At 71.5% G+C, this 21,972-nt stretch carries 20 protein-coding genes; 10 read left to right on the top strand and 10 right to left on the bottom strand.

The genetic code is table 11. From position 1 onward, the window contains the following. Positions 1 to 24: 24 nt before the first annotated feature. From AB3X07_RS01875 to AB3X07_RS01860, 4 genes are all read right to left on the bottom strand, one after another. Positions 25 to 1,542, bottom strand: a complete 1,518-nt coding sequence (locus AB3X07_RS01875) for an alpha/beta hydrolase (RefSeq protein ID WP_369942240.1) — start codon at positions 1,540 to 1,542, stop codon at positions 25 to 27. Between the two features lie 94 nt (positions 1,543 to 1,636). Further along, positions 1,637 to 1,837, bottom strand: a complete 201-nt coding sequence (locus AB3X07_RS01870) for a helix-turn-helix transcriptional regulator (protein ID WP_369942238.1) — start codon at positions 1,835 to 1,837, stop codon at positions 1,637 to 1,639. Continuing rightward, on the bottom strand, positions 1,834 to 2,412 hold the full coding sequence (locus AB3X07_RS01865; RefSeq protein WP_369942236.1) for a hypothetical protein: 579 nt from the start codon (positions 2,410 to 2,412) through the stop codon (positions 1,834 to 1,836). The genes AB3X07_RS01870 and AB3X07_RS01865 overlap by 4 nt, the downstream gene beginning before the upstream one ends. Before the next feature lie 550 nt (positions 2,413 to 2,962). Then, positions 2,963 to 3,673 carry an FAD-binding oxidoreductase gene (locus tag AB3X07_RS01860; RefSeq protein ID WP_369942234.1) on the bottom strand — a complete coding sequence of 237 codons (711 nt, stop codon included), beginning with the start codon at positions 3,671 to 3,673 and terminating at the stop codon, positions 2,963 to 2,965. A 167-nt stretch (positions 3,674 to 3,840) separates the two neighbouring features. Between AB3X07_RS01860 and AB3X07_RS01855 the strand changes: the two genes are divergently transcribed. From AB3X07_RS01855 to AB3X07_RS01830, 6 genes are all read left to right on the top strand, one after another. Continuing rightward, complete coding sequence (locus AB3X07_RS01855) at positions 3,841 to 4,812, top strand: ABC transporter ATP-binding protein (RefSeq protein ID WP_369942232.1); 972 nt, start codon at positions 3,841 to 3,843, stop codon at positions 4,810 to 4,812. Positions 4,813 to 4,831: 19 nt separating this feature from the next. Then, on the top strand, positions 4,832 to 5,647 hold the full coding sequence (locus tag AB3X07_RS01850; protein ID WP_369942230.1) for an ABC transporter permease: 816 nt from the start codon (positions 4,832 to 4,834) through the stop codon (positions 5,645 to 5,647). Next, the gene (locus tag AB3X07_RS01845; RefSeq protein WP_369942228.1) at positions 5,644 to 6,093 is read left to right on the top strand and encodes a hypothetical protein; all 450 of its coding nucleotides are present in this window, start codon (positions 5,644 to 5,646) and stop codon (positions 6,091 to 6,093) included. Before AB3X07_RS01850 ends, AB3X07_RS01845 begins: the two co-directional genes overlap by 4 nt. Positions 6,094 to 6,405: 312 nt before the next feature. Then, complete coding sequence (locus tag AB3X07_RS01840; protein ID WP_369942226.1) at positions 6,406 to 7,443, top strand: OmpA family protein; 1,038 nt, start codon at positions 6,406 to 6,408, stop codon at positions 7,441 to 7,443. Between the two features lie 340 nt (positions 7,444 to 7,783). Then, positions 7,784 to 8,728, top strand: coding sequence for a 2-dehydropantoate 2-reductase (panE, locus tag AB3X07_RS01835; protein ID WP_369942224.1), 945 nt, complete (start codon positions 7,784 to 7,786; stop codon positions 8,726 to 8,728). Between the two features lie 294 nt (positions 8,729 to 9,022). Further along, entirely contained in the window at positions 9,023 to 9,526 is a 504-nt protein-coding gene (locus AB3X07_RS01830; RefSeq protein WP_369942222.1) for a hypothetical protein, read from the top strand. A 19-nt stretch (positions 9,527 to 9,545) separates the two neighbouring features. Here the strand turns inward: AB3X07_RS01830 and AB3X07_RS01825 are convergent, their stop codons facing one another. The 4 genes from AB3X07_RS01825 to AB3X07_RS01810 all read right to left on the bottom strand — a co-directional run bounded on the left by AB3X07_RS01825 (position 9,546) and on the right by AB3X07_RS01810 (position 14,481). Continuing rightward, positions 9,546 to 10,343: a TatD family hydrolase gene (locus AB3X07_RS01825; RefSeq protein ID WP_369942220.1), complete on the bottom strand. Its 798-nt coding sequence runs from the start codon at positions 10,341 to 10,343 to the stop codon at positions 9,546 to 9,548. Between the two features lie 76 nt (positions 10,344 to 10,419). Beyond that, the gene (locus tag AB3X07_RS01820; RefSeq protein WP_369942219.1) at positions 10,420 to 12,630 is read right to left on the bottom strand and encodes a hypothetical protein; all 2,211 of its coding nucleotides are present in this window, start codon (positions 12,628 to 12,630) and stop codon (positions 10,420 to 10,422) included. Next, a complete protein-coding gene (locus tag AB3X07_RS01815) occupies positions 12,627 to 13,928 on the bottom strand; it encodes a hypothetical protein (RefSeq protein WP_369942217.1) in 1,302 nt (433 codons plus the stop codon). The genes AB3X07_RS01820 and AB3X07_RS01815 overlap by 4 nt, the downstream gene beginning before the upstream one ends. Positions 13,929 to 13,950: 22 nt before the next feature. Continuing rightward, complete coding sequence (locus AB3X07_RS01810; protein WP_369942215.1) at positions 13,951 to 14,481, bottom strand: DUF3592 domain-containing protein; 531 nt, start codon at positions 14,479 to 14,481, stop codon at positions 13,951 to 13,953. Between the two features lie 191 nt (positions 14,482 to 14,672). On the opposite strand from AB3X07_RS01810, the gene hrpB reads away from it, so the two are divergent. Next, positions 14,673 to 17,285 (top strand): ATP-dependent helicase HrpB, encoded by a 2,613-nt coding sequence (hrpB, locus tag AB3X07_RS01805; protein WP_369942213.1) that lies wholly within the window; start codon positions 14,673 to 14,675, stop codon positions 17,283 to 17,285. Positions 17,286 to 17,692: 407 nt separating this feature from the next. After that, a complete protein-coding gene (locus AB3X07_RS01800; RefSeq protein WP_369942212.1) occupies positions 17,693 to 18,097 on the top strand; it encodes a hypothetical protein in 405 nt (134 codons plus the stop codon). A 206-nt stretch (positions 18,098 to 18,303) separates the two neighbouring features. Here the strand turns inward: AB3X07_RS01800 and AB3X07_RS01795 are convergent, their stop codons facing one another. Continuing rightward, positions 18,304 to 18,840: a pseudouridine synthase gene (locus AB3X07_RS01795; RefSeq protein ID WP_369944622.1), complete on the bottom strand. Its 537-nt coding sequence runs from the start codon at positions 18,838 to 18,840 to the stop codon at positions 18,304 to 18,306. A gap of 92 nt (positions 18,841 to 18,932) precedes the next feature. Then, positions 18,933 to 19,790: a class I SAM-dependent methyltransferase gene (locus AB3X07_RS01790; protein ID WP_369942211.1), complete on the bottom strand. Its 858-nt coding sequence runs from the start codon at positions 19,788 to 19,790 to the stop codon at positions 18,933 to 18,935. A gap of 180 nt (positions 19,791 to 19,970) precedes the next feature. On the opposite strand from AB3X07_RS01790, the gene AB3X07_RS01785 reads away from it, so the two are divergent. Together AB3X07_RS01785 and AB3X07_RS01780 are read left to right on the top strand one after the other, a co-directional pair. Continuing rightward, positions 19,971 to 20,930 (top strand): aldo/keto reductase, encoded by a 960-nt coding sequence (locus tag AB3X07_RS01785; protein WP_369942210.1) that lies wholly within the window; start codon positions 19,971 to 19,973, stop codon positions 20,928 to 20,930. Beyond that, entirely contained in the window at positions 20,927 to 21,964 is a 1,038-nt protein-coding gene (locus AB3X07_RS01780; protein ID WP_369942209.1) for an NADP-dependent oxidoreductase, read from the top strand. The genes AB3X07_RS01785 and AB3X07_RS01780 overlap by 4 nt, the downstream gene beginning before the upstream one ends. The last annotated feature ends 8 nt before the right edge of the window (positions 21,965 to 21,972 follow it).

The following is a 21,972-nucleotide window of genomic DNA, read 5'->3' as shown; positions in this document are numbered from 1 at the left end:
CCTCCTTGCGAAACGCTGCGCGGCTCATGGTTCCCATCCGTTGAATGAAGTGAAGGCCGGCACGCCGCTCATCGCGTCCAGGCAGGTGGCATCGAGGTGCTTGGCGTCGGCGCTCTCGAAGAACTGGCCGAGCAACTTGGGCATGCAGCCCAGGGTCATGGTGCCGTGGCCCTGCCCGCGCACCACCAGGTGGCGGCCGTTGGGCAGGCCCTGCAGCACCCGCGCGGCGTAACGCGGCGGGGTCACCGGATCCAGTTCGCCGGAGGTCAGCAACACCGGCAACTGCGAGGTGAACGGCGCGGTGAAGTCGGCCGGGCGCGTGCCGGTCGGCCAGGCCGGACAGGCGGCGAAGAACATCTGCGCCACCTCCGGACCGAGCAAGGTGTCGCCGCCGGCGGCGGGCGCGCGATAGCGGTCGGCGTCCTCGGCGCAGATCACCGACCACTGCATGCCGCGGCTCATCTGCCCATCCATCTGCTGGCCCATCAGTTGCGCCAGCGACATCAGCGGCGCGTAGCGCGCGTGCGCGGCCTCGTCCAGCACCAGCGGCAACAGCGAGGCGGTCTGCGGCGCGTACGAGAACGAGAACGCCAGGCTGGTGACGGTATCGGCGGCCACCTGGTCGCGCTTGGTCTCGCCGCTGGCGGGATCGCGGTACTCCACCTCCACCGGCGCCTGGCGCAGGCGTTCGACCACCGTGCGCAGTTGCGCGCGGGTATCGGTCGGGAAGCGCTTGGCGCAGGCCGGGGACGCCTTGCACTGTTCGGACTGCAGCGTGATCGCATGCTCGAAGGTGGTGGCGAACTCGCCGCCGACCACCAGGTCGTTCGGCGCCACGCCGTCGAGCACCACGCTGCGGACATGCGCCGGATAGCGCGCCGCGTACTGCTGGGCGACGCGGGTCCCGTAGGAACCGCCGATCAGGTTTAGCTTGTCCACGCCCAGCGCGGCGCGCACCGCGTCCAGGTCGGCGATGGCCTGGGTGGTGGTGTAGAAGCGCGGGTCGGCACGGCCCTGCAGCGACTGCGCGCAGCGCTTGGCGTAGTCGGCCAGTTCCGCCGCGGTGGGCGAGCGCGACGCGTCGACCAGCGGCAGGGGCTTGCCGTCCGCGCCCACGCAGGTCAAGGGATTGGACTGGCCGGTGCCGCGCTGGTCGACCAGGAACACGTCGCGGCGCTTGCGGGTATCGCGCAAGGCCAGGTCGACGATGCTGGCGACCTCGGTGGCCGCCTGGCCCGGACCGCCGGCGATGAACATCACCGGATCCGGCTCGCTGGCGCCCTGCCCGCTGACCGGCAGCCAGGCGATGTTGAGCGCGATCTTGCGTCCGCCGGGCGCGGCCGGATTCTCCGGCACCGACAGGCGCGTGCACTGCGCTTCGACGTTGCCGGCCGCGACCGGGCTGGTCAACGTGCACGGGTGGAAACGCAACGTGCCGTAGCTGCGCTCCGCGTTCTGCGCGGCCGGGGCCTGCGCGGCCTGGCAGGCGGCGAGCAGCACGCTTGCCGCAACGACGGCGAGCGGCCTGGAGGGGTGTCGCATGATTCGCATCCTTGGGGTCATGTGAGGCTGGATGCCATGCTCGCGCATGGCGTCGTGGAAAACCGATGGCGAGGCGGCACGCGCGTGCATGCCGCTACTGCGCATCGTCGAACAGGAACACGTGCTCGATGCTGTGCGCGAACAGGCGCGCGATGCGGAACGCCAGCGGCAGGCTCGGGTCGTACTTGCCGGTCTCCAGCGCGTTGATGGTCTGCCGCGACACGCCCAGCCGCTCGCCCAGTTCGCCCTGCGACCAGCCATGCGCCTCGCGCAGCTCGCGAATGCGGCTGTTCATAGGTAGCGGCGCGCATTGACGCTCTTGGCGATGCCGTAGGTCATACACAGCAGCGGAAACACCCACAGCATCGCCGCCGATGCCGGCAGCGCGATCATCTCCGCCGCCTGCAGGAAGCCGGCGGCCATGTAGCCGCCGCTGACCAGCGCCGCGGCGATGGCGATCGATTCCAGTTCGATGCGTCGCTGCATCTCGTCCGAGTCGCGCACGAAGCGCGCCACCGCGCGGATCACCAGCGCCACCAGCAGCGCCGGCAACAGTGCGACCACCACCCGCAGCCAGTGCGCGTCCACGCTGCCGAGCAGGCGCTTCCAGCACAGCATCACGCCAACGTAGAACAGCATCGGCAACCCGAACTCGCGGTAGTAGCGGCGCGCCAGCGCCGGCGGCGCGCTGTCGCGCAGGCCGCCCGGCGACCACCACAGCAGCGGCGCCAGGAACAGCCCGCCGACCGCGACGCCGACCCAGATCCCGCGCAGGTAGTTGTCGTGCTGCAGCGGCAACCACGGCGTCGCCAGCAGCATCGCCAGGCTCACGCACAGGGCGACGATCGCCGCGCGCTTGCACCCGCTCACGGACGGGCTCCGGCCACGCCCGCCAGGCGGCAACCGCACCGATCCGATATCGCGACGACGCTCCCCATACATCCACCTGTCAAGCACGCTTTACAGGAGGATGCGCGCAGCGAGAGCGCCTGTCAAGCATCCTTTACAGACGAAGCGAAAACACAAGCGGATCAGCCAGCGACCAGCCCCTCTCCCGCCGGGAGAGGGGTTGGGGTGAGGGTGCGGCGCGAAAGCGACTCGCGGAGTTTGGGTGCACGAGGCTGCGCCCGTACCCTCATCCGCCCCTGCGGGGCACCTTCCCCCGAAAAGGGGGCCGTGGTCCCGAGGGGAGAAGGAACAGCCTAGCCCCTCTCCCATCGAGAGAGGGGTCGGGGTGAGGGTCCGGCGCGAAAGCGACTCGTGGAGTTTTGATGCACGAAGCTTCACCCGCAGCCTCACCCGCCTAAGAAGATGCAGGAGCGCCGCTTGTTCCCGTTTTGGCATCCACCACGAATGGCCTTCCCGATGGCGCAGATCGCGGCCGAAGCGGCTCCCATCAGAACGCCGACAGCCGCGATCGCTACTTGCTGCTGACGTACTTCTCGCGGCGGATGTGCTGCACCGGCAGGCCGGCCTCCTTCAGCGCCTCGAAGCAGGCGTCGACCATGTTCGGGTTGCCGCACAGGTAGGCGATATCGCCCTCGGCCTGCGGCGCGAACTCGCCCAGGAACTGCTGCACGTAACCATGCCGCACGTCGGCATGTGGCGCATCCGGCAGTTCGCGCGAGAAGCACGGCACGAAGCGGAAGCGCGGATGCGCGTCGGCGAAGGCGCGGAACTCGTCGCCGTAGAGCAGTTCGGCCGGCGTGCGCGCGCCCAGCAGCAGGACCACCTCCACGCCGCGCTCGGCCATCGCCGCTTCCAGCAGCGGCAGCATCGAGCGGTACGGGGTGACGCCGGTGCCGGTGGCGATCAGCAGGTAGCGGCGATTGCTGTCGCCCGGGGTCAGGCAGAAGCGCCCGTAGGGACCGCTGGCGCAGACCTGGCCGCCGATCTCCAGGCTCTCGAACAAGGCCGTGGCCGCGCCCCCGGCGACGAAACTGACCGCGATCTCGACCGTCGCATCGGCCGGCTGCGCCGGGTCGTGGCGGGTCGCCAGCGAGTAACTGCGCTTGGTCGCGCTGCCGTCGGCATAGTGGAAATGCACCTGCACGAACTGGCCCGGCACGAACGGCAGGGGCTGTCCGTCGTCGCGGACGAAACGGTAATGGCCCACGGCGGGGGCGAGCATGTGGCGGTCGACCAACTTCAGCGGGAATTGGGCAGGCACGGAGATGCAACAGTCTGTGGCCGGGGGCGACCCCACGAGGTCTTCTATAATAGCGGCTGCACTTCTCCAGCGCCGTCGACGCGGCGCGAAGGCCCGCCTTGACTCCCGCATCCGCTACCTCCCCGCAAATGCCGGCCCCCGCCCTGCGCGTGCGCGACCTGCGCAAGACCTACGACAACGGCGTGCAGGCCCTGCACGGCGTGTCGCTGGACGTGCTGCCCGGCGACTTCTTCGCCCTGCTCGGCCCCAACGGCGCGGGCAAGTCCACCCTGATCGGCATCATCAGTTCGCTGGTCAATCTCAGCGCCGGCCAGGTCGAGGTGTTCGGCACCGACCTGGGCAGCCAGCGCAGCGCGGCGATGCGCCTGATCGGCCTGGTGCCGCAGGAAATCAACTTCAACCTGTTCGAGAAGCCGTTCGACATCCTGGTCAACTACGCCGGCTTTTACGGGCTGCCGCGCGCCGAGGCCGAGCGCCTGGCCGAGGTCGAACTCAAGCGCGCGCACCTGTGGGAGAAGGCCCAGGTGATGAGCCGCACCCTGTCCGGCGGCATGAAGCGGCGGCTGATGATCGCCCGCGCGATGATGACCCGGCCGCGCCTGCTGATCCTGGACGAACCCACCGCCGGCGTGGACATCGAGATCCGCCGCGACATGTGGCGCGTGCTGCGCGAGATCAACACCGCCGGCACCACCATCATCCTCACCACGCACTACCTGGAGGAAGCGGAGAGCCTGTGCCGCAACCTGGCGATCATCGACCGCGGCCGCATCGTCGAGCAGGGTCCGATGCGCGCGTTGCTGGCCAAGCTGGACGTGGAAGGCTTCCTGCTCGACATCGACGGCGAACTGCCGGCGCAGTTGCCGGCGATCGAGGGCACCACGCTGCTGGCGCAGGACGCGCACACCCTGGACCTGGACATGCCGCGGGCGATGGACCTCAACCGCGTGTTCGCCGCACTCGGCGACGCCGGCATCCGCGTGCGCTCGATGCGCACCAAGAGCAACCGCCTGGAGGAACTGTTCGTGCGCCTCACCGGCGAGCACCGCGATGCCGCCGCGGCCAACGCCGGCACGGCCACGCCGTCCGCCACTCCCTGATGCCCCCACGGCGACGACCATGACCACCCAGACCGATTCCACCCTTCCCGTTTCCGACCCCACTCCGGCCCAGCGCAACTGGGTCGCGCTGGGCACCATCGTGCGCCGCGAGGTCAAGCGCATCCTGCGCATCTGGGGCCAGACCCTGGTCCCGCCGGCCATCACCATGACCCTGTACTTCCTGATCTTCGGCGGGCTGATCGGCTCGCGCGTGGGCGACATGGGCGGCTACAGCTACATGCAGTTCATCGTCCCCGGCCTGGTGATGATGAGCGTGATCCAGAACAGCTACGGCAACATCAGCTCCAGCTTCTTCGGCGCCAAGTTCGGCCGCCACGTCGAGGAACTGCTGGTCAGCCCGATGCCGAACTGGGTGATCCTGTGGGGCTATGTCGCGGGCGCGGTGCTGCGCGGACTGATGGTCGGCGTGATCGTGCTGATCATCGCCATGTTCTTCACCCCGGTGCGCATCCCGCATCCGCTGGTCACCCTGACCACCGTGCTGCTGGGCGCCACGATCTTCTCGTTGGCCGGCTTCATCAACGCCGTGTACGCGAAGAAGTTCGACGACGTGGCGATCGTGCCGACCTTCATCCTGACCCCGCTGACCTACCTGGGCGGCGTGTTCTACTCGGTCAAGCTGCTGCCCGGCTGGGCCGAGGCCGCGACCCACGCCAACCCGATCTTCTACATGGTCAACGCCTTCCGCTACGGCCTGCTCGGCAGCAGCGACGTGCCGCTGTGGGTGGCCTACGCGCTGATGCTCGGCTTCGTCGCGGTGCTCGCCGCGCTGGCGCTGTGGCTGCTCAAGCGCGGCGTGGGGCTGCGCAGTTGAGTCTGCGCCGCAGCGCCGGCCTGCTGTTGCTGCTGCACGGCGCCAGTGCGGTGGCGGCGCCGCCGGCCGAGGCCGGGCAGGAACCGGTAGCGACGGCCGCGGACACCGCGCTGTATCGGCAGGGCCAGGCCGACGGCATGCAACTGGCGCAGGCGATCTATTGCGAACTGCCGCAGGACGAGATCGTGCATGTCGTGCAGGCCTTGCAAGGCGCCGCGCGCGAACGCGCGCGCGCGGCCGACGTGGCGTTCGATCCGGCGCAGCACGAAGCCGCGATGCAGGCCGGCTTCGGCGACTTCATGCAGTTGATGGCCACCCTCGATGCGGGCGCCGACACCCAGGACCCGGCGCGGCGTCAGGCGCACCACCTGGAGCAATGCGCCGAGGTGCGCACCGAGGTCGATACGTTGCTCGGGTCGCGGCCGCAGGAAAAAGCACAGCCGTAGCCCTGGCCGCTTCGCGTGCCGCCGCACGCACGAGACGTGCGCCTGCTCGGGCGGACGCTACTCGGCGTCCTACGCATCGCCACTGGCAGTTCACCAGGCGGGGGCCCGCACATCGCTGGCACGTACCTTCGCCAGCGTCGCGCGCCGACCGCGCGTGCCGCGCCTGCCCCTCCGTCGAACGGCAGGCCACGCGGTACACGGTGCAGGCACCGCGCCATCGCGACCGCGACCTGAACGCCCTGCGCCGACGCGTACGGCCTGTCCAATTGATGGATACACTGTGGTCTTCGTCCCATTACAAGGAGTTCTTCCATGAAAAAGGCATTGACGACGACCTTGGTCCTGGCGGCCGCCCTCTCCCTGGCGGCCTGCAAGAAACACGAGCAGCCGGCGCAGGGCGACGCGCAGACGGCCGCGCCGCCGGCGGCGGACACCGCGGCCGCGCCCTCCGCCCCACCGCAACAGGCGGCGAGCGGCGCGGCCGCCTTCGACGTGGCCAGCCTGCCGGTGTCCAGCGCACCGCTGGGGGACTTCCCGTACATCGCCCTGCCCAAGGGCTACATCACCGGCACCAAGCCGGACCTCGTCGACTTCGACGAGGTGCCGTTCTGGACCGGCGACCGCCTGCAACCGGTGGAAGGCCGGGTGTGGTCGGCGCATGTCACCAACGAACAGGGCAAGACGTTCTCGGCACTGGAACTGCAGCGCAACCTCGAGGCCGTGGTCGCGACGATGGGCGGCAAGAAGATCTTCGACGGCAAGCTGCCGCAACAGGCCACGCAGAAGGTTTCGGAGTGGCCGCACGATCTGGCCAGCAAGTACAACAGCGGCCTGGGCGACATCTGGAACAACGCCGTGCAGGTGTTCGTGGTGCATCGCGCCGACCGCGACATCTGGATCCACTTCTGCGCCTACGAATACGGCGCCGGCCTGCTGATCGCCGAGACCAAGCCGCTGGAGATCACCGCCGGCCTGTTGCCGGCCAGCGAGCTGAAGGCGCAGATCGACAAGACCGGCAAGGTCGCCCTGCACGTCAACTTCGCCACCGACAAGACCGAGATCCTGGCCGATTCGCAACCGCAGATCGCGCAGGTGGTGGAGTTGCTCAAGCAGGACCCGGCGCTGAAGCTGGCGGTCAACGGCTACACCGACGCCAGCGGCGACCCGGCGCACAACAAGACGCTGTCCGAAGGCCGCGCCAAGGCCGTGGTGGTCGCCCTCGTCGCGCAGGGCATCGCCGCGGCACGGCTGTCGTCGGCCGGTTTCGGCGACGCCGACCCGGTGGCCGACAACGCCACCGACGCCGGCAAGGCGCAGAACCGCCGGGTCGAGCTGGTCAAGCAGTCCTGAGGCCGCAGCGCGTGGTGTCGCCTGCACGGTGACGCCGCACGGCGCGTGCTCCGCCGGCGCAGGCGGAGCACGCGGCTGCCGCCATCCGCGCCATCGGGTCCGGGTCGCGACCACGAACTGCGCGGCAGCCGGCGGCCGCGGCAGGCCATGCGGCAATCGCCGCCGTCCAGGTTCCTGCCGCGCATCGACAGTGCCTGTGCGCAGCCTGCGCAGCACTCTGGCCAACGCCATCTTCGCCTTCGCAGCGCCGCGCCTCTCACGCGCCCCTCGGCCGCAGCGTCGTGCGTGCCGGGTCCGCCGCACTGCGGACCCAGCCCGTCGCCGCTGCTACCATCGACGCATGCGCATCCTGATCCTCGGCGCCGGCGCGACCGGCGGCTACTTCGGCGGACGCCTGGCCCAGGCCGGCGTGGACGTCACCTTCCTGGTTCGCCCGGCGCGTGCCGAGCGCCTGCAGCGCGATGGACTGCGCCTGCGCAGCCCGCGCGGCGACGCCGACATCGCCGTGACGACGCTGACCGCCGCGGCGTTGCCGGCCGCGGCCGCCGCGCACCCGTTCGACCTGGTGCTGCTCAGTTGCAAGGCCTACGACCTGGACAGCGCGCTGGATGCGGTGGCGCCGGCGATGGGGCCGGCCACCACCGTGCTGCCGATCCTCAACGGCCTGCGCCACTATCCGCTGCTGGACGCGCGCTTCGGCGCCGGCAACGTGCTCGGCGGCCTGTGCTTCATCAGCGCCACGCTGGACGCGGACGGCACGGTCCGGCATCTGGGCAAGCCGGCGTCGCTGACCTTCGGCGAGCGCGCCGGCGGCGGCGCGGACAGCGCACGCGTGCGCGCGTTCGCCGCCGCCTGCGCGTCGGCCGATCTGGACCATCTCGCCACACCGCGGATCGCGCAGGAACAGTGGATCAAGTACACCTTCCTGACCGCGCTGGCCGCCGCCACCTGCCTGATGCGCGCGCCGGTCGGCCGCATCGTCGCCACCGACGACGGCCAGGCGCTGATGCGCGGGCTGTACGCCGAGTGCCTGGCGGTCGCCGCCGCCGCAGGCGAGCCGATCCCCGAGCCCGCCCAGGCCAACGCGCTGCAGTTGCTGACCCAACCCGGCTCCCCGACCAAGGCCTCGATGCTGCGCGACCTGGAAGCCGGGCAGCAGGTGGAAGCGCAGCACATCGTCGGCGACATGCTGGCGCGCGCCCGCGCCGCCGGCCATGCCGCCCCCTGGCTAATGGCGGCGTACTGCCACCTGCAGGCCTACCAGGCCGAACGCGCGGAGCGCTGAGCGCCGCGGCGGACGGCGCGCCGCCGGCACGCGGCAGCGTTCCGGAAACCTCGATCCCGCCTGCCACGTGCCAGCGACCCGGCGACGCGTCGCGTGCAGGACGCTGGAGCGCGACGCGCACTGCGAAATCTCCCCGTCGCCGAACACGCCAACGCGCCGACCGCTCCACCAGCGCGCTCCCGTCCGGCACCGGTCCGCGCGCGGCGTACTCGCGCCGCGGCGTCTTCGCGCGCCGCTGACGCCCGTCGCGCCTATGCTCGGCCACCTCATCACCGCCGACGGCGCCTGCAGCACATGGAAAAGATCTTCCGTGGCGGCCACTTCCTGATCATCCTGCTGTTCCTGCTGTGCGCCGCCGGCCTGGTGGCGATGGCGGTGCTGGAGCTGTGGCACGGCCTCACCCCCGGCGGCGACCTCGTCATCCGCGACCGCTTCAACGTGGTGCTGGAGGCGATCGGCCTGCTGACCGTGGCGCTGGTGACGCTGGAACTGGGCCAGACCATCTTCGAGGAAGAGGTCCAGCGCGACGTCAAGGTCAGCGGCCCCACCCGCGTGCGCCGCTACCTGTCGCGCTTCTTCGTGGTCATCGTCATCGCGCTGGCGATCGAGACGCTGGTGTCGATCTTCGAACTGATGCACGACGACCCGGCCAAGCTGCCCTACGCCACCGCGGTCGGGCTGTGCGCGGCCTTGCTGCTGATCGCCTGGGGCGTGTTCGTCAAGCTCAACCGCAGCGCCGAGGAGCTGGAACCGGAGGCGATGGCCGAGGCCAAGCGCGAGGACAGCGAGGTCGGATGAGCCGAGCCGCCGCCGCGCCTCAAGCGGCGGCGGGCAAGCCGAAGAAGGCGCGCGCGGTGGCGGTGCTCGCCGCCGCGGTCGCCGCGACTTCCTCGCCGCGGTCGCGCGCCAGTTCCTCGACGATGTGCGCCAGGAACGCCGGCTCGTTGCGGCGGTCCTTGGGCAGCGGCGCGAGCGTGCGCGGCAGCAGGTACGGCGCATCGGTCTCGATCATCAGCCGATTGGCGGGGATGTGTTTCACCAGCTCGCGCAGGTGCGCGCCGCGGCGCTCGTCGCACAGCCAGCCGGTGATGCCGATGTGCCAGTCGCGGTCCAGGCAGTCGAACAGTTCCTCGCGGCTGCCGGTGAAGCAATGCACCACCACCGGGCCGAGCTTGCCGTCGAACTGGCGCATCAGCGCCAGGAAATCCGCGTGCGCGTCGCGCTGGTGCAGGAACAGCGGCTTGCCGGTCTCCACGGCCAATTGCAACTGGCGCTCGAACGCGCGGTGCTGCGCCGGGCGCGGCGCAAAATCGCGGAAATAATCCAGCCCGCACTCGCCCACCGCCACCACCTGCGGGTGCGCGTGCAGCGCGCGCATCTCCGCGTCGCATTCGGCGGTGTATTCGGCGGCATGGTGCGGATGCACGCCGGCGGTGGCGTACAGGAAGCCGGGATGCTGCTGCGCCAGGTGCAGCGCCAGCGGCGAATGTTCGCGGCTGGCGCCGGTGACCACCATCTGCGTCACGCCGGCGGCGCGCGCGCGCTGCAGCACCGCGTCGCGGTCCCGATCGAAGGAATCGTGAGTGAGGTTGGCGCCGATGTCGATCAACTGCATGGGGGCGGGCGGCTATGGGAAAACCGCGATTGTAGCCGCTCGCCGCGCACGCCCGACCGCGCGGCGCGCGCGGCGCTCACGAGGGCTGCGGCATCTCCGCGCGTAGCGAGCGCAGTTCGCGCGCCAGCAGTGCATCCACTTCGCCAGGCCGGAACTGCGCGGCGAACAGCGGCACCGCGAAGCGGTAGTGCGCGCCGTCCTCGGCGCGGCATAGCACATGCGCCAGCTGCAGGCGGGCCAGCGCGCGGCGCAGCGCCTCGGCATCCATGGCCACGCCGGCCGTGTCGCAGTCGGCCAGGATCCGCTCCACCGTCGCGTCCGCCTGCGCCGCGGATCCGGCATGCTGCGCCTGGGCCACGCGGTAGACCAGGATCCGGTCGATGCGGCACGCCACCGGATCCGGGCTCAGCCGCGCCCAGCCGGCCAGCGCGTCGAACATCGCGTCCGAGCGCATCGCCGCCTGCACCGCCGCGTCGTCGATCAGGCGCTGCGCGCGCGGCAGATGCTCGAGCATCTGCTGGCAGGCGATGGCGACCAGGTTGGCGCGGTGCCCGCAGGCCGTGGCCAGCCTCTCGGGCAGGCCCGCATCGTGATAGTGCAGGCCCAGCCGCGCCAGCGGTTCGGTCGCCAGCGCCACGCAGGCGTCGCGCTCCAGCCCGGCCAACTGGATGACCTCGCCGAAGTTGCGGATCGGCGAGGCGTAGTCGAGCAGGGCGGCTTCGTACAGGTCCCAGAACCCGGCGAGCATGAAATGGCAGCGGCCTTCTTCGCTCAGCGCGCGCAAGGCGCTCAGTTGCAGGTAGCCGCTGGCCGCTTCCTCGCGCAGGAACAGGTCGGTCTCGTCCACCAGCAGCAGCAGGCGGCGTCCGCCGGCGCGTTGCGTCAGCGCCTCGATCAGCGCCGGCAGGCTGCTGTCGGCCGGCATCCGCGCTTCGCTCGCCAGCCGTGCCGAGAGCCGATGGTCGCGCAGGGACACGTAGCGGCAGTGCACGTGCGGATGGTCGGCGAAGCGCCGCTCCAGCGCCTTCATCAGGCTGGTCTTGCCCAGTTGCCGGCCACCGACCAGCAGGTAGTTGCCGGGCGTGCGGTTGAGCACGCGCGCCAGCAGCGCCTGGCGGCCGAAGAACGCGGCCGGGCGGGTGATGCCGCCGTGGGTCTGGTAGGGCGACAGGCGGCTGGGCTGCAGCTGCCGGGCCAGCAGCGCGACCAGCACCTGCGCGGCGCTGGGACGCAGCAGCCACTCGCTCTGGCCAGGCTGGTCCAGGCAGGCGCACAGATTGTCCGGATCGTTGGCGAAGGCCAGCAGGGCGGCATCCGACGCCGCGTCCGGGCTGAGCACCAGCACCACGTCCTGGCCGCTGGGCAGCGCGCGCAGCTGCTGCACGACCGCCGCCGCGGACAGGGTCGGGTCGGGCCGGTACAGCCACAGATGCTCCAGCGGGATCGGCAGGGTCTGCGGCAGCGTCCACCGCCGCATCCGCCCGGGCAACGTCCACGCGGGCGCGTCGCTGGCGACCGCCTCCACCCGTGCGGCGAGCAGCGCCGCGCGGGCGTCGGCGCCGACGCCGGCATAGGCCAGCGCCTGGCGCCAGCGCGTGCCCGGAATGCCGGCCGCTCGCAGCACGGCGTCGCGCATGCGCAGCCAGCCCAGTTGCCGATGCAACTGTGGCAACGCGGACACCGGATGGCGGAACACGCGCCGCGGCATGCGCGCGATCTCCAGCACCGCCGGACGCAGCCGCACCCAGAGCGTCGCCAGCGCCAGCAGCGCCGCGATCGCCAGGGCGAGCAGCAGCGCCAGCCACTCCACGAGGGTCCACGGCACCGCGCTGCGACACTCGGGCGGCGCCAGCGCCGAGGACGGCGCCGGGACGCCGGGGCGGCAATGCCACGCCTGCGTGGCCGGATCCAGCCGGTACACCAGCGCGCGCCCGCGCAGTCCGGAGTGCTGGGGGAACAGATCGGTGTAGCGAAAGCGCAACTCGAACTCGGCCGGCACATCGACCGCCACCACCGCCTGCGCCGGATCGTGCACGCCCGGCAAGGCCGGCGCCGTGGGCCATTGCCGATGGATCAACCAGTGCGACAGCGCCTCGTCCCGGATCAACTGCATATCGATGCGGCTGCGCTGCGCCAGCATCAGGGTCTGGCCATCGCGCTGCGCGCGCCAGATCGCCCAGGGGTTGAGCCAGGGCGCGAACAGCAGGCTGGCCACGAACCAGGTCGCCAACGCGATCGACAGCGGCCGCAGCCAGCGCCAATGCGTGCGTGCGGCGACCCGGCTCACGCGGCACCGCCGTCGAGCTGCTCGACGATCAGCGCAGCCGCGCGGCGAATCGCCTCGCAGCGCCATTCCAGCCAGTTGCCGTCGGAATGCCGGCGCGCCACCAGTAGGTTGCTCCAGTACAACTGGCGCAACAGCGGATCGAGCAGGTACGGGCGCGCCGGCGCCAGCCGCGGCTGCGCCAGCCAGTCCTGCACGATCGCGCGCTGCGCCGGGTCTTGCAGCAGCGGCAGCAGCGCCTGCCACAGCGGCGCATGGCCGGCCAGGTGCTCGATCACCGCCGCATCCGCGAAATCGTGCTGCGCCAGCAGCGCGATCGCCGCCCGCGCCAGCGGCGGATGGCCGCCGGACAGGCGCAGCGCGCGCGCGGCCAGTGGCGCGCTCGGCGCGTACTCGCCGGCCAGGCGCTGCAGGTCGGCGACCTGCAGTTCCGGCCAGCTCTCCGTGGCCGCGATATTGAGCAGCGACAGGTCGCCGCCCTGGTACTTGAGGTCGGCCAGCGCGGCGCCGCCGCACAGCAGCAGGTGCAACTGGCCGCTGTGCATTTCGCTGAGGCTGCGCAGGATCCCGGCCAGCAGGTTGCGCTGTGCCGGCGTGCCCTGTTCGAAGCGGCTGACCAGACAGAACAACGGCGCGGGGGTCCGCAACAGGCCGGCCAGCGCGTTCTCGAAGTCGTAGTCCGACGCCACCGCCTCCATCCCGCATTGCCGGCCCAGCGCCGCGAAGTAGGCGTCGGCGTCCTCCCCGGCACTGAATGGCGGTTGCAGATGCAGCACCCGCTCGCGGCCATAGCGCGCCTGCGCCTGGGCCAGGATCGCCGCGCGTTCCGGCGGCTGCCCCCAGTGCGCCTGGGTGAGCAACAGCAGCACCGGGTAGGGGCGTTGCCGCTGCAGGCGCGCGAACAGGCCGTCGATGGCTTCGGCCACCGCCGGCGACGTGGCGGCGGCGGCCGGAACCGCCTCCGCCGCGTCCGCGGCCTGCGCTTCGCCCGGATACTCCGGCTCGAACCCGGCCGCCGCCAGCAGCGCATTGGCTTCGGCCTCGGTCAACCGCAGGTAGTTCGCGCACGCAAGCACCTTGTCGCGGTGCTTGCGGTTGGGCAGCGAATAGCCGTGCCGCCAGTTGTTGACCGCCTCGCGGCTGATGCCGATCTCGCTGGCCACGCCCGCGGCGCTGGCGCGGATGCGGCGCATGTGGCGGGTCAGCAGGTCGGGAAACGCCGAAACGGGCATGCGGTGGGGTCGGATCAGCGGGCGGCAGGCCACCCTACCGGCCAGGTCGAAACTGTCAATCGGCTGCATGCGCGGGCGTCCCGGTCGCGGCTCAGGCCGCCGGCGCCGCGGGCAGCGGCTGGGCGACGAACAGGCGGCGGGTGATCAGCAGGTGCACGACGAAACTCAACACGCCGAGCAAGGCCAGCGCCACGAGCAGGCGCCGCAGTATCGGGCCCAGGCGGCTGTTGCCTTCCAGCTTCTGCAGGCGCTCGAACCGGGAGGGGTCGGCATTGGCGTAGGCCACGGGCACGCTGGCGCCGTAGTCCGCGTACGGCTGCGCGTTGTCCTCGGAGGTCTCGAAGGTGCCGGCGTACTGTTTGCCGCCGGCCTCGAACGTGTAGCGGAAGTGGTAGGTATGCGACACCCGTCCCTTGCGGCCGCTGTGCTCCTCGATGGAGTCCAGGTGCACCGGCGCCTCGACCACGCTGTAGTCCTTCAGGATCGCGCTGGCCTGGCGGTAGCCGGCGATGCCGGACAGGCCGAAGGACCCGGCCACGACGATGAAGGCGGCCACGCACAGCCACTTGGACAGCGTGCGCACGATGGCATGGGAGGTTTCGGAAATGGGAATGCTGATCATGGTGGCGCCTTGAGTGGGTGGTGGTCGCCGGCGGCGCGCAGGCCGCCGGATGCGCCGCAGTCTGGCGATCGCCGCCGGCGTGCTGAAGCGCCAATGCGTCAACCACTGGTGGCGCCGGTTGACGGCGCGTCAAGCGCGGCGGCGCGCGTTCGCCGGGCCGCCGCGGCGCATTCCACGTATCCTTGCCGCGCATGACGCACGCCGCTTTTCCGATCGACCCGCTGCTGCCGCAGATCCGCGCCAGCCTCGCCGACCATCCGCGCCTGGTGCTGGAAGCGCCGCCCGGCGCCGGCAAGACCACCCAGGTGCCGCCGGCGCTGCTGGATGCGCCATGGCTGCAGGGCCGCCGCATCGTGATGCTGGAGCCGCGCCGGGTCGCCGCGCGCAGCGCCGCCACGTTCATGGCGCGGCAGCGCGGCGAGGCGCCGGGCGAGACCGTGGGCTACCGCATCCGCTTCGAGAACAAGGTCTCCGCGCGCACCCGCATCGAGGTGGTCACCGAGGGCATCCTGACCCGCATGCTGCAGGACGACCCGATGCTCGATGGCGTCGGCGCGCTCCTGTTCGACGAATTCCACGAACGCCACCTGGCCGCCGACCTGGGCCTGGCGCTAGCGCTGGACGTACAGGCGCAGGTGCGCGAGGACCTGCGCATCGTGGTGATGTCGGCGACGCTGGACGGCGAGCGGCTGGCGCAGTTCCTCGACGCGCCGCGGCTGTCCAGCGCCGGCCGCAGCTTCCCGGTGGAGATCGCGCACTTCCCGGCGCGGCGCGAGGAAGCGCTGGAAGCGCAGACGCGGCGCGCGGTCGAGCACGCGCTGCAGCAGCATCCGGGCGACGTGCTGGTGTTCCTGCCCGGCCAGCGCGAGATCGCGCGGGTGCAGGCGGCGCTGGCGCAGTCCGCGGTGGTGGCGGATTTCGCGCATGGCGCGGATGCAGACGTTGCCACGTTGGGCACCGCCTCCGCCGTACCCTCATCCGGCGCTGCGCGCCACCTTCTCCCGGGGGGAGAAGGGAGTGGCGGCATCGACGTGCTGCCGTTGCATGGCGAACTGCCAGTCGAACAGCAGACCACGGTGCTGCAGCCCGATCCGCAGGAGCGGCGGCGCGTGGTGCTGGCGACCAACGTGGCCGAGTCCTCGGTCACCCTGCCGGGGGTGCGCGTGGTGATCGACGCCGGCCTGGCGCGCGAGCCGCATTACGACCCCAACAGCGGCTTCTCGCGGCTGGACGTGACCGCCATCGCCCAGGCCTCGGCCGACCAGCGCGCCGGCCGCGCCGGCCGCGTCGCCTCCGGCTGGGCCTACCGCCTGTGGCCGCAGTCGCAGCGCCTGGAGCCGCAGCGCCGCGCCGAGATCCTGCAGGTGGAGCTGGCCGGGCTGGCGCTGGAACTGGCGGCCTGGGGCAACGACGCGCTGCGCTTCGTCGATCCGCCGCCGGCCGGCGCGCTGGCCGCCGCGCGCGAACTGCTGCAGCGGCTGGGCGCCCTGAGCGACAACCACGCCATCACCGCGACCGGCCGACGCATGCTCGCACTGGGCACGCATCCACGCCTGGCGGCGATGCTGCTGGCGGCGCCGGATGCGCGCGCGCTGGCGCTGGCCTGCGACCTGGCCGCGCTGGTCGAGGCGCGCGATCCGCTGCGCCAGGGCGGCGACGCCCTGGCCGCGCGCTGGCGCGCACTGGCCGCCTTCCGCCGTGGCCGCGTCCCGCACGACGCCAACCGCGGCGGCCTGGCGGCGATCGATGCGGCGGCCAAGCAATGGCGGCGGCGCCTGCGCAGCGAGGCCGCGCCGCCGGACAGCGTGGAAGCGCACGCACTCGGCGACTTGCTCGCGCACGCCTTCCCCGACCGCATCGCCGCGCGCCATCCGGCCGATCCGTTGCGCTATCTGCTGGCCAACGGGCGCAGCGCGCGCCTGTTCGACCACAGCGACCTGCGCGGCGAACCGTGGCTGGTCGCCACCGAGCTGCGCCACGAAGCCAAGGACGCCCTGCTGCTGCGCGCGGCGCCGGTGGACGAGGCGCGGCTGCGCGCCGACTTCCCGCAGCGCTTCGTGCAGCAGGACGTGGTGCGCTGGGACGCCGAACGGCGCGCGCTGAGCGCGCTGCGCGAATCGCGTTTCGACCGCATCGTGCTCGACAGCAGACCCGCCGGCCGCGTCGATCCGGCGCATGCGGCGGCGGCGCTGACCGAGGCGGTGCGCGAGCTCGGCCTGGCCGCGCTGCCGTGGACCGAGGCGCTGCGCCAATGGCGTGCGCGCGTGGCCGGACTGCGCGCGTGGATGCCCGACCTGGGCCTGTCCGATCTGGGCGACGCGGCCTTGCTGGACAGCCTCGACGACTGGCTGCGCCCGGCCTTCGCCGGCAAGACCCGGCTCGATGCGCTGGGCGAGGACGAACTCGGCGAGGCGTTGAAGGCCCGGCTGCCATGGGAGCAGCGGCAGGCGCTGGACCGGCACGCGCCGACCCGGATCACGGTGCCTTCGGGAATGGAGCGGCGCATCGAGTACGCGCTCGACCACGACGGCCAGCCGCTGCCGCCGGTGCTGGCGGTGAAGCTGCAGGAACTGTTCGGCCTGGCCGACACCCCGCGCATCGCCGACGGCCGCGTGCCGCTGCTGCTGCACCTGCTCTCGCCCGGGGGGCGCCCTTTGCAGGTCACCCAGGACCTGCGCAACTTCTGGTCCAGCACCTACCCGGAAGTGAAGAAGGAAATGAAGGGCCGCTATCCGCGCCACCCCTGGCCGGACGACCCGTGGACCGCCACCGCCAGCCACCGCGCCAAGCCGCGCGGCACCTGAGCGGCAGCGCCGTGCGCGATCCGCGGCACGGCGGCCCGATCACGCCGATGCTGCCGCTGGCGCCGCGTCCTCCGGCGTGCCGCGGGCGTCGCGGTCGCACGGCGGCACGCCGGCGCATCGGTGCTTCCAGGCGATCCGCTGGCTCGTCTCCGACTGCATCGCAGGCGGGTCCGCCACCGCCACGGCGCGCTTGCGCAGGTGCGCGACGCGCGCAGCACCTCGACCTCGTCCTGCGCCACCGGCGACACCGCCGCGTCCTGCGCGCCGTGGCGACCTGTGCGGTGCGCGTAGCCTTCGGCAGCCGCCCCGCATTCAGCCGCCAGACGATTCCGCGGGCGCGCGCTAACGTCGTCTATACGGCGGGCGGGTAACACTGCAGCCCTTAATCCTGCCAAGTAGGGACGCCCATGAGCAAGCTGACCATCATCACCGACCGCGCACTGGACCTCGCCAGCCATGCCGGCGACAGCCTTCGCCACATCGGGCCGCAGGCCAACAAGTGGTTGCAGTCCGGTGCCGCGATGGGCGCGCTCAAGACCGGCGCGGCGCTGGGCGCGGTGAAGTCCGGAACCAAGGTCGCGCGCACCGTGGTGCGCCGCAATCCGGTCATCGCCATCGCCGCGGCCGCGGTCGGTGTCGGCCTGCTCGGCTACGCGATCTACCGCAAGCGCCAGCGCGATCGCAACGGCCCGATCGAAGGCGATGCGCAGCGCATCGAGGCCGGCAAGCGCGGCAACGCCGGCGCCCGCCGCGCCGCATCGAACCGGGTGTCGCGCCGCGCCACGGCCGCGCAGGAAGGCACCGAGGAGTAAGGCCTGCCACAGCGTCGCCCCCAACGCGACGCCAACGCCAGCCTGCCTGACGGCCGGACTACACGTCCGGCCGTTTTCATGTCCGCATCGCGACGGCGCGGTCTATGTGCTTCGTTCGCGCCATCTGCTTTTGTAGGAGCGGCTTCAGCCGCGACAAGCCCCACCAAGGAATCCGTCCAAGGAATCCGTCGCGGCTGAAGCCGCTCCTACAGCGCCCGCCATTCCCCCGGCGCCAGCCCCTCCAGCCGATGCGCCCCCATCGCCGCGCGCACCAGGCGCAGGGTCGGCAGGCCGACCGCGGCGGTCATGCGCCGCACCTGCCGATTGCGCCCCTCGCGCAGCACGATCTGCAGCCACGCGTCGGGCACCGTCTTGCGGAAGCGCACCGGCGGATCGCGCGGCCACAGCGCCGGCGCGGCCTCCAGCACGCTGGCGTGCGCCGGCGCGGTCGGCCCATCGTTCAACACCACGCCCTCGCACAGGCGCTGCAACTGTTCCGGCTGCGGCACGCCTTCCACCTGCACCCAGTAGGTCTTGGCTTGCTTGTGCCGCGGGTCGGTCAAGCGATGCGCCAGGGCGCCGTCGTCGGTCAGCAGCAACAGGCCCTCGCTGTCGTAGTCCAGCCGGCCGGCCGCGTACACGCCGGCCGGCAGGCCGAACTCGGCCAGCGTGCGCCGCGGCGGCTCGCTGCGGTCGGTGAACTGGCACAGCACATTGAACGGCTTGTTGAACGCGATCAGCATGGACACCGCACGGCTATCGGGACTGGCAGGAGCGACGCGCCGCGATGCGCGACGCCCGCCATTGTCCCACGCCGCCGCGCGCGCCTCGCGCGCTAGGGTTTGACGAACTTCAGCGTCATCCGGTCGCTCTCGCCGATCGCCTTGTACTTGGCGTCGTCGGCGGCATCGTGGTCGTTGCTCGGCGGCAGCGTCCACACCCCGCCCGGATAGTCCTTGCTGTCGCGCGGATTGGCGTTGACCTCGCTCTTACCCGCCAACTTGAACCCGGCCGCTTCGGCCATCGCGATCACCTGCGCCTGGCCGACGTAGCCGCTCTTGTCGTCGGCCGGCACATCGGCCTTGGCACGGTGCTCGACCACGCCGAGCACGCCGCCAGGCTTGAGCACCTGGAAGAACCCCTTGAACATGCCCTCGGCCTGGCCGGACATGCGCCAGTTGTGCACGTTGCGGAAGGTCAGCACCAGATCGGCCGACGCGTCCGGCCCGAACACCGGCGCGGTCGGCGAATACGCCACCAGCTTGGCCTTGCCGTATTGCGCCGGCGCGGCGGCGAATTTCTGTTCCAGCGTCGCGCGCGCCTTCTGCTGGTAGTCGCGGCCGCGCCCTTCCGGAACCGCCGCCGGATCCACCACTGCGGCGATGTACTGGCCGCGATCGCGCAAGTAAGGCGCGAGGATCTCCGCATACCAGCCACCGCCCGGGGTGATCTCGATCACCGTCTGCGTCGGCGTGATGCCGAAGAACGCCAGGGTCTGCCCCGGATGCCGGTAGGCGTCGCGCGCGACGTAGACCCGGTCGCGCCAACTGCCGTCGATCGCGGCCTGCAGCGCCGCGTCCGGCGCCGGCAGGCTGGCGCTGTCGGCCGGCTTGATCGCCTGCGCGGGCGGACTCGCCAGCGCCGCGGCGATGGCCAGGGTACAAGCACAGGCAAGCGTCGTTCGAAGTGTCATCGGCGTGCGTCCGCTGGAGAAGTGACGCGAGCCTAGCACGCAGCCGCGCCACGCCACGCCGAATGTTGCGGTCGCGTTAGCGCGAATCACGCTGGCAGAACGCTGTTTTCGCCACCATCGCCCCGATACCGAAACCTTGGGCGACTATCCTGTCGCCTCTTCACGAACCGGAGCATTGTCATGCCGCAGATGCGCGAACTCGGCCGTTCCGGCCTGCACGCGACGCCGCTCGCCTTCGGCGGCAATGTATTCGGCTGGAGCGCCGACGCCACCACCTCCTTCGCCCTGCTCGATGCCTTCGTCGAGGCGGGCGGCAACCTGATCGACACCGCCGACGTCTACGCGTCGTGGGTGCCCGGCAACCGCGGCGGCGAGTCGGAGACGCTCATCGGCCAGTGGCTCAAGCGCAGCGGCAAGCGCGAGCGGGTGCTGATCGCGACCAAGGTCGGCAAGTGGGCCGAACGTCCGGGCCTGTCGCCGGACAATATCGCCGCGGCGGTGGAGGAATCGCTGCAGCGCCTGCAGACCGACGTGATCGATCTGTACCAGGCGCACGAGGACGACGAATCGATCCCGCTGGAAGCCACGCTGGCCGCGTTCGGCCGGCTGATCGAGCAAGGCAAGGTGCGCGCGATCGGCGCCTCCAACTACAGCGCGCCACGCCTCGCCGAAGCATTGAAGGTGTCGGCGCAGTACGGCCTGCCTCGCTACGAGACCTTGCAGCCGGAGTACAACCTGTACGACCGCCGCGGCTACGAGGACGGCCTGGAGCCGCTGGTGCGCGAACACGGCCTGGGCACGCTGTGCTACTACGCGCTGGCGCGCGGCTTCCTCAGCGGCAAGTACCGCAGCGCCGCCGATGCCGCCAAGAGCCCGGCACGCGGCGCCAGCGTGGTCGCGCATTACCTCAACGCGCGTGGCCTGCGCATCCTCGCCGCGCTCGACGACCTCGCCGGCAAGCACGCGGCGACGCCGACCCAGGTGGCCCTGGCGTGGCTGATCGCGCGCCCCGGCGTCGCTGCCCCCATCGCCAGCGCGACCAGCGTGGAGCAACTGCAGGATCTGCTCGCCGCCGTGCGTCTGGAGCTGTCCGCCGACGAAATCGCGCAACTGGATACCGCCAGCAAGGAAACCGCATGACCTCCACCCCCCATACCACCCGCGTGGTCCTCACCTCGCGTCCGCAGGGCGCGCCGACCGCGCAGAACTTCCGTCTCGAACAGGCGCCGTTGCCCGTCGCCGGCCCCGGCCAGGTGCTGCTGCGCAATCGCTGGCTGTCGCTGGATCCGTACATGCGCGGCCGCATGAGCGATGCGCCCTCGTACGCGCCGCCGGTGCAACTGGGCGAGGTCATGGTCGGCAGCACCGTGGCCGAAGTGCTGGAATCGCACCATGCCGATCTCAAGCCCGGCGACCTGGTGCTGGTGCAGAGCGGCGGCTGGCAGACGCACCTGGTCGCCGAGGGCGCCGGCCTGCGCCGCAAGCTCGATCCGCAGTCGCCGCTGCCGCCGAGCACCGCACTCGGCGTCTATGGCATGCCCGGCTTCACCGCTTACGCCGGGCTGCATGAGATCGGCAAGCCGCAGAGCGGCGAGACCGTGGCGGTGGCCGCCGCCAGCGGCCCGGTCGGCGCCACGGTGGCGCAGATCGCCAAGCTGCGCGGCGCGCGCGTGGTGGGCATCGCCGGCGGTGCCGACAAGTGCCGCTACCTGCGCGAGGAACTGGGCGTGGACGTCGCGCTGGATCATCGCGCCGCGGATTTCGCCGAGCAGTTGCGCGGCGCCGCGCCCGACGGGATCGACGTCTACTTCGAGAACGTCGGCGGGCATGTGTTCGACGCGGTGCTGCCGTTGCTCAACGACTTCGCGCGGATCCCGGTGTGCGGCACCATCGCCACCTACAACAACAAGGGCGAACTGCCGCCGGGGCCCGATCGCCTGCCCGCCTTCATGGGCCAGGTGCTGCGCCAGCGGCTCACCGTGCGCGGCTTCATCGTCGGCGATTTCGTCAAGCTCTACCCGGAGTTCCTGCGCGAGATGGGCGCCTGGCTGGCCGACGGCCGCGTGCGCTACCGCGAGCACGTGGTGCATGGGCTGGAGAACGCACCGCAGGCCTTCATCGACATGCTCGGCGGCGGCAACTTCGGCAAGCTGGTGGTGAAGCTGGACGACTGAGGACGCGC

The sequence above is a fragment of the Xanthomonas sp. DAR 35659 genome (assembly GCF_041242975.1).
Classification (GTDB): Bacteria; Pseudomonadota; Gammaproteobacteria; order Xanthomonadales; family Xanthomonadaceae; genus Xanthomonas_A; species Xanthomonas_A medicagonis.
The sequence above is the reverse complement of the archived record's forward strand: the minus strand, read 5'-3'. Positions and strand labels throughout refer to the sequence as shown.

Bases quoted from the DNA above. Each gene is read 5' to 3' on its own strand.
- AB3X07_RS01875 (WP_369942240.1), bottom strand. From the start codon at position 1,542: ATGCGACACCCCTCCAGGCCGCTCGCCGTCGTTGCGGCAAGCGTGCTG.
- AB3X07_RS01870 (WP_369942238.1), bottom strand. From the start codon at position 1,837: ATGAACAGCCGCATTCGCGAGCTGCGCGAGGCGCATGGCTGGTCGCAG.
- AB3X07_RS01860 (WP_369942234.1), bottom strand. From the start codon at position 3,673: ATGCTCGCCCCCGCCGTGGGCCATTACCGTTTCGTCCGCGACGACGGA.
- AB3X07_RS01855 (WP_369942232.1), top strand. From the start codon at position 3,841: ATGCCGGCCCCCGCCCTGCGCGTGCGCGACCTGCGCAAGACCTACGAC.
- AB3X07_RS01850 (WP_369942230.1), top strand. From the start codon at position 4,832: ATGACCACCCAGACCGATTCCACCCTTCCCGTTTCCGACCCCACTCCG.
- AB3X07_RS01840 (WP_369942226.1), top strand. From the start codon at position 6,406: ATGAAAAAGGCATTGACGACGACCTTGGTCCTGGCGGCCGCCCTCTCC.
- panE (WP_369942224.1), top strand. From the start codon at position 7,784: ATGCGCATCCTGATCCTCGGCGCCGGCGCGACCGGCGGCTACTTCGGC.
- AB3X07_RS01830 (WP_369942222.1), top strand. From the start codon at position 9,023: ATGGAAAAGATCTTCCGTGGCGGCCACTTCCTGATCATCCTGCTGTTC.
- AB3X07_RS01825 (WP_369942220.1), bottom strand. From the start codon at position 10,343: ATGCAGTTGATCGACATCGGCGCCAACCTCACTCACGATTCCTTCGAT.
- AB3X07_RS01815 (WP_369942217.1), bottom strand. From the start codon at position 13,928: ATGCAGCCGATTGACAGTTTCGACCTGGCCGGTAGGGTGGCCTGCCGC.
- AB3X07_RS01810 (WP_369942215.1), bottom strand. From the start codon at position 14,481: ATGATCAGCATTCCCATTTCCGAAACCTCCCATGCCATCGTGCGCACG.
- hrpB (WP_369942213.1), top strand. From the start codon at position 14,673: ATGACGCACGCCGCTTTTCCGATCGACCCGCTGCTGCCGCAGATCCGC.
- AB3X07_RS01800 (WP_369942212.1), top strand. From the start codon at position 17,693: ATGAGCAAGCTGACCATCATCACCGACCGCGCACTGGACCTCGCCAGC.
- AB3X07_RS01795 (WP_369944622.1), bottom strand. From the start codon at position 18,840: ATGCTGATCGCGTTCAACAAGCCGTTCAATGTGCTGTGCCAGTTCACC.
- AB3X07_RS01790 (WP_369942211.1), bottom strand. From the start codon at position 19,790: ATGACACTTCGAACGACGCTTGCCTGTGCTTGTACCCTGGCCATCGCC.
- AB3X07_RS01785 (WP_369942210.1), top strand. From the start codon at position 19,971: ATGCCGCAGATGCGCGAACTCGGCCGTTCCGGCCTGCACGCGACGCCG.
- AB3X07_RS01780 (WP_369942209.1), top strand. From the start codon at position 20,927: ATGACCTCCACCCCCCATACCACCCGCGTGGTCCTCACCTCGCGTCCG.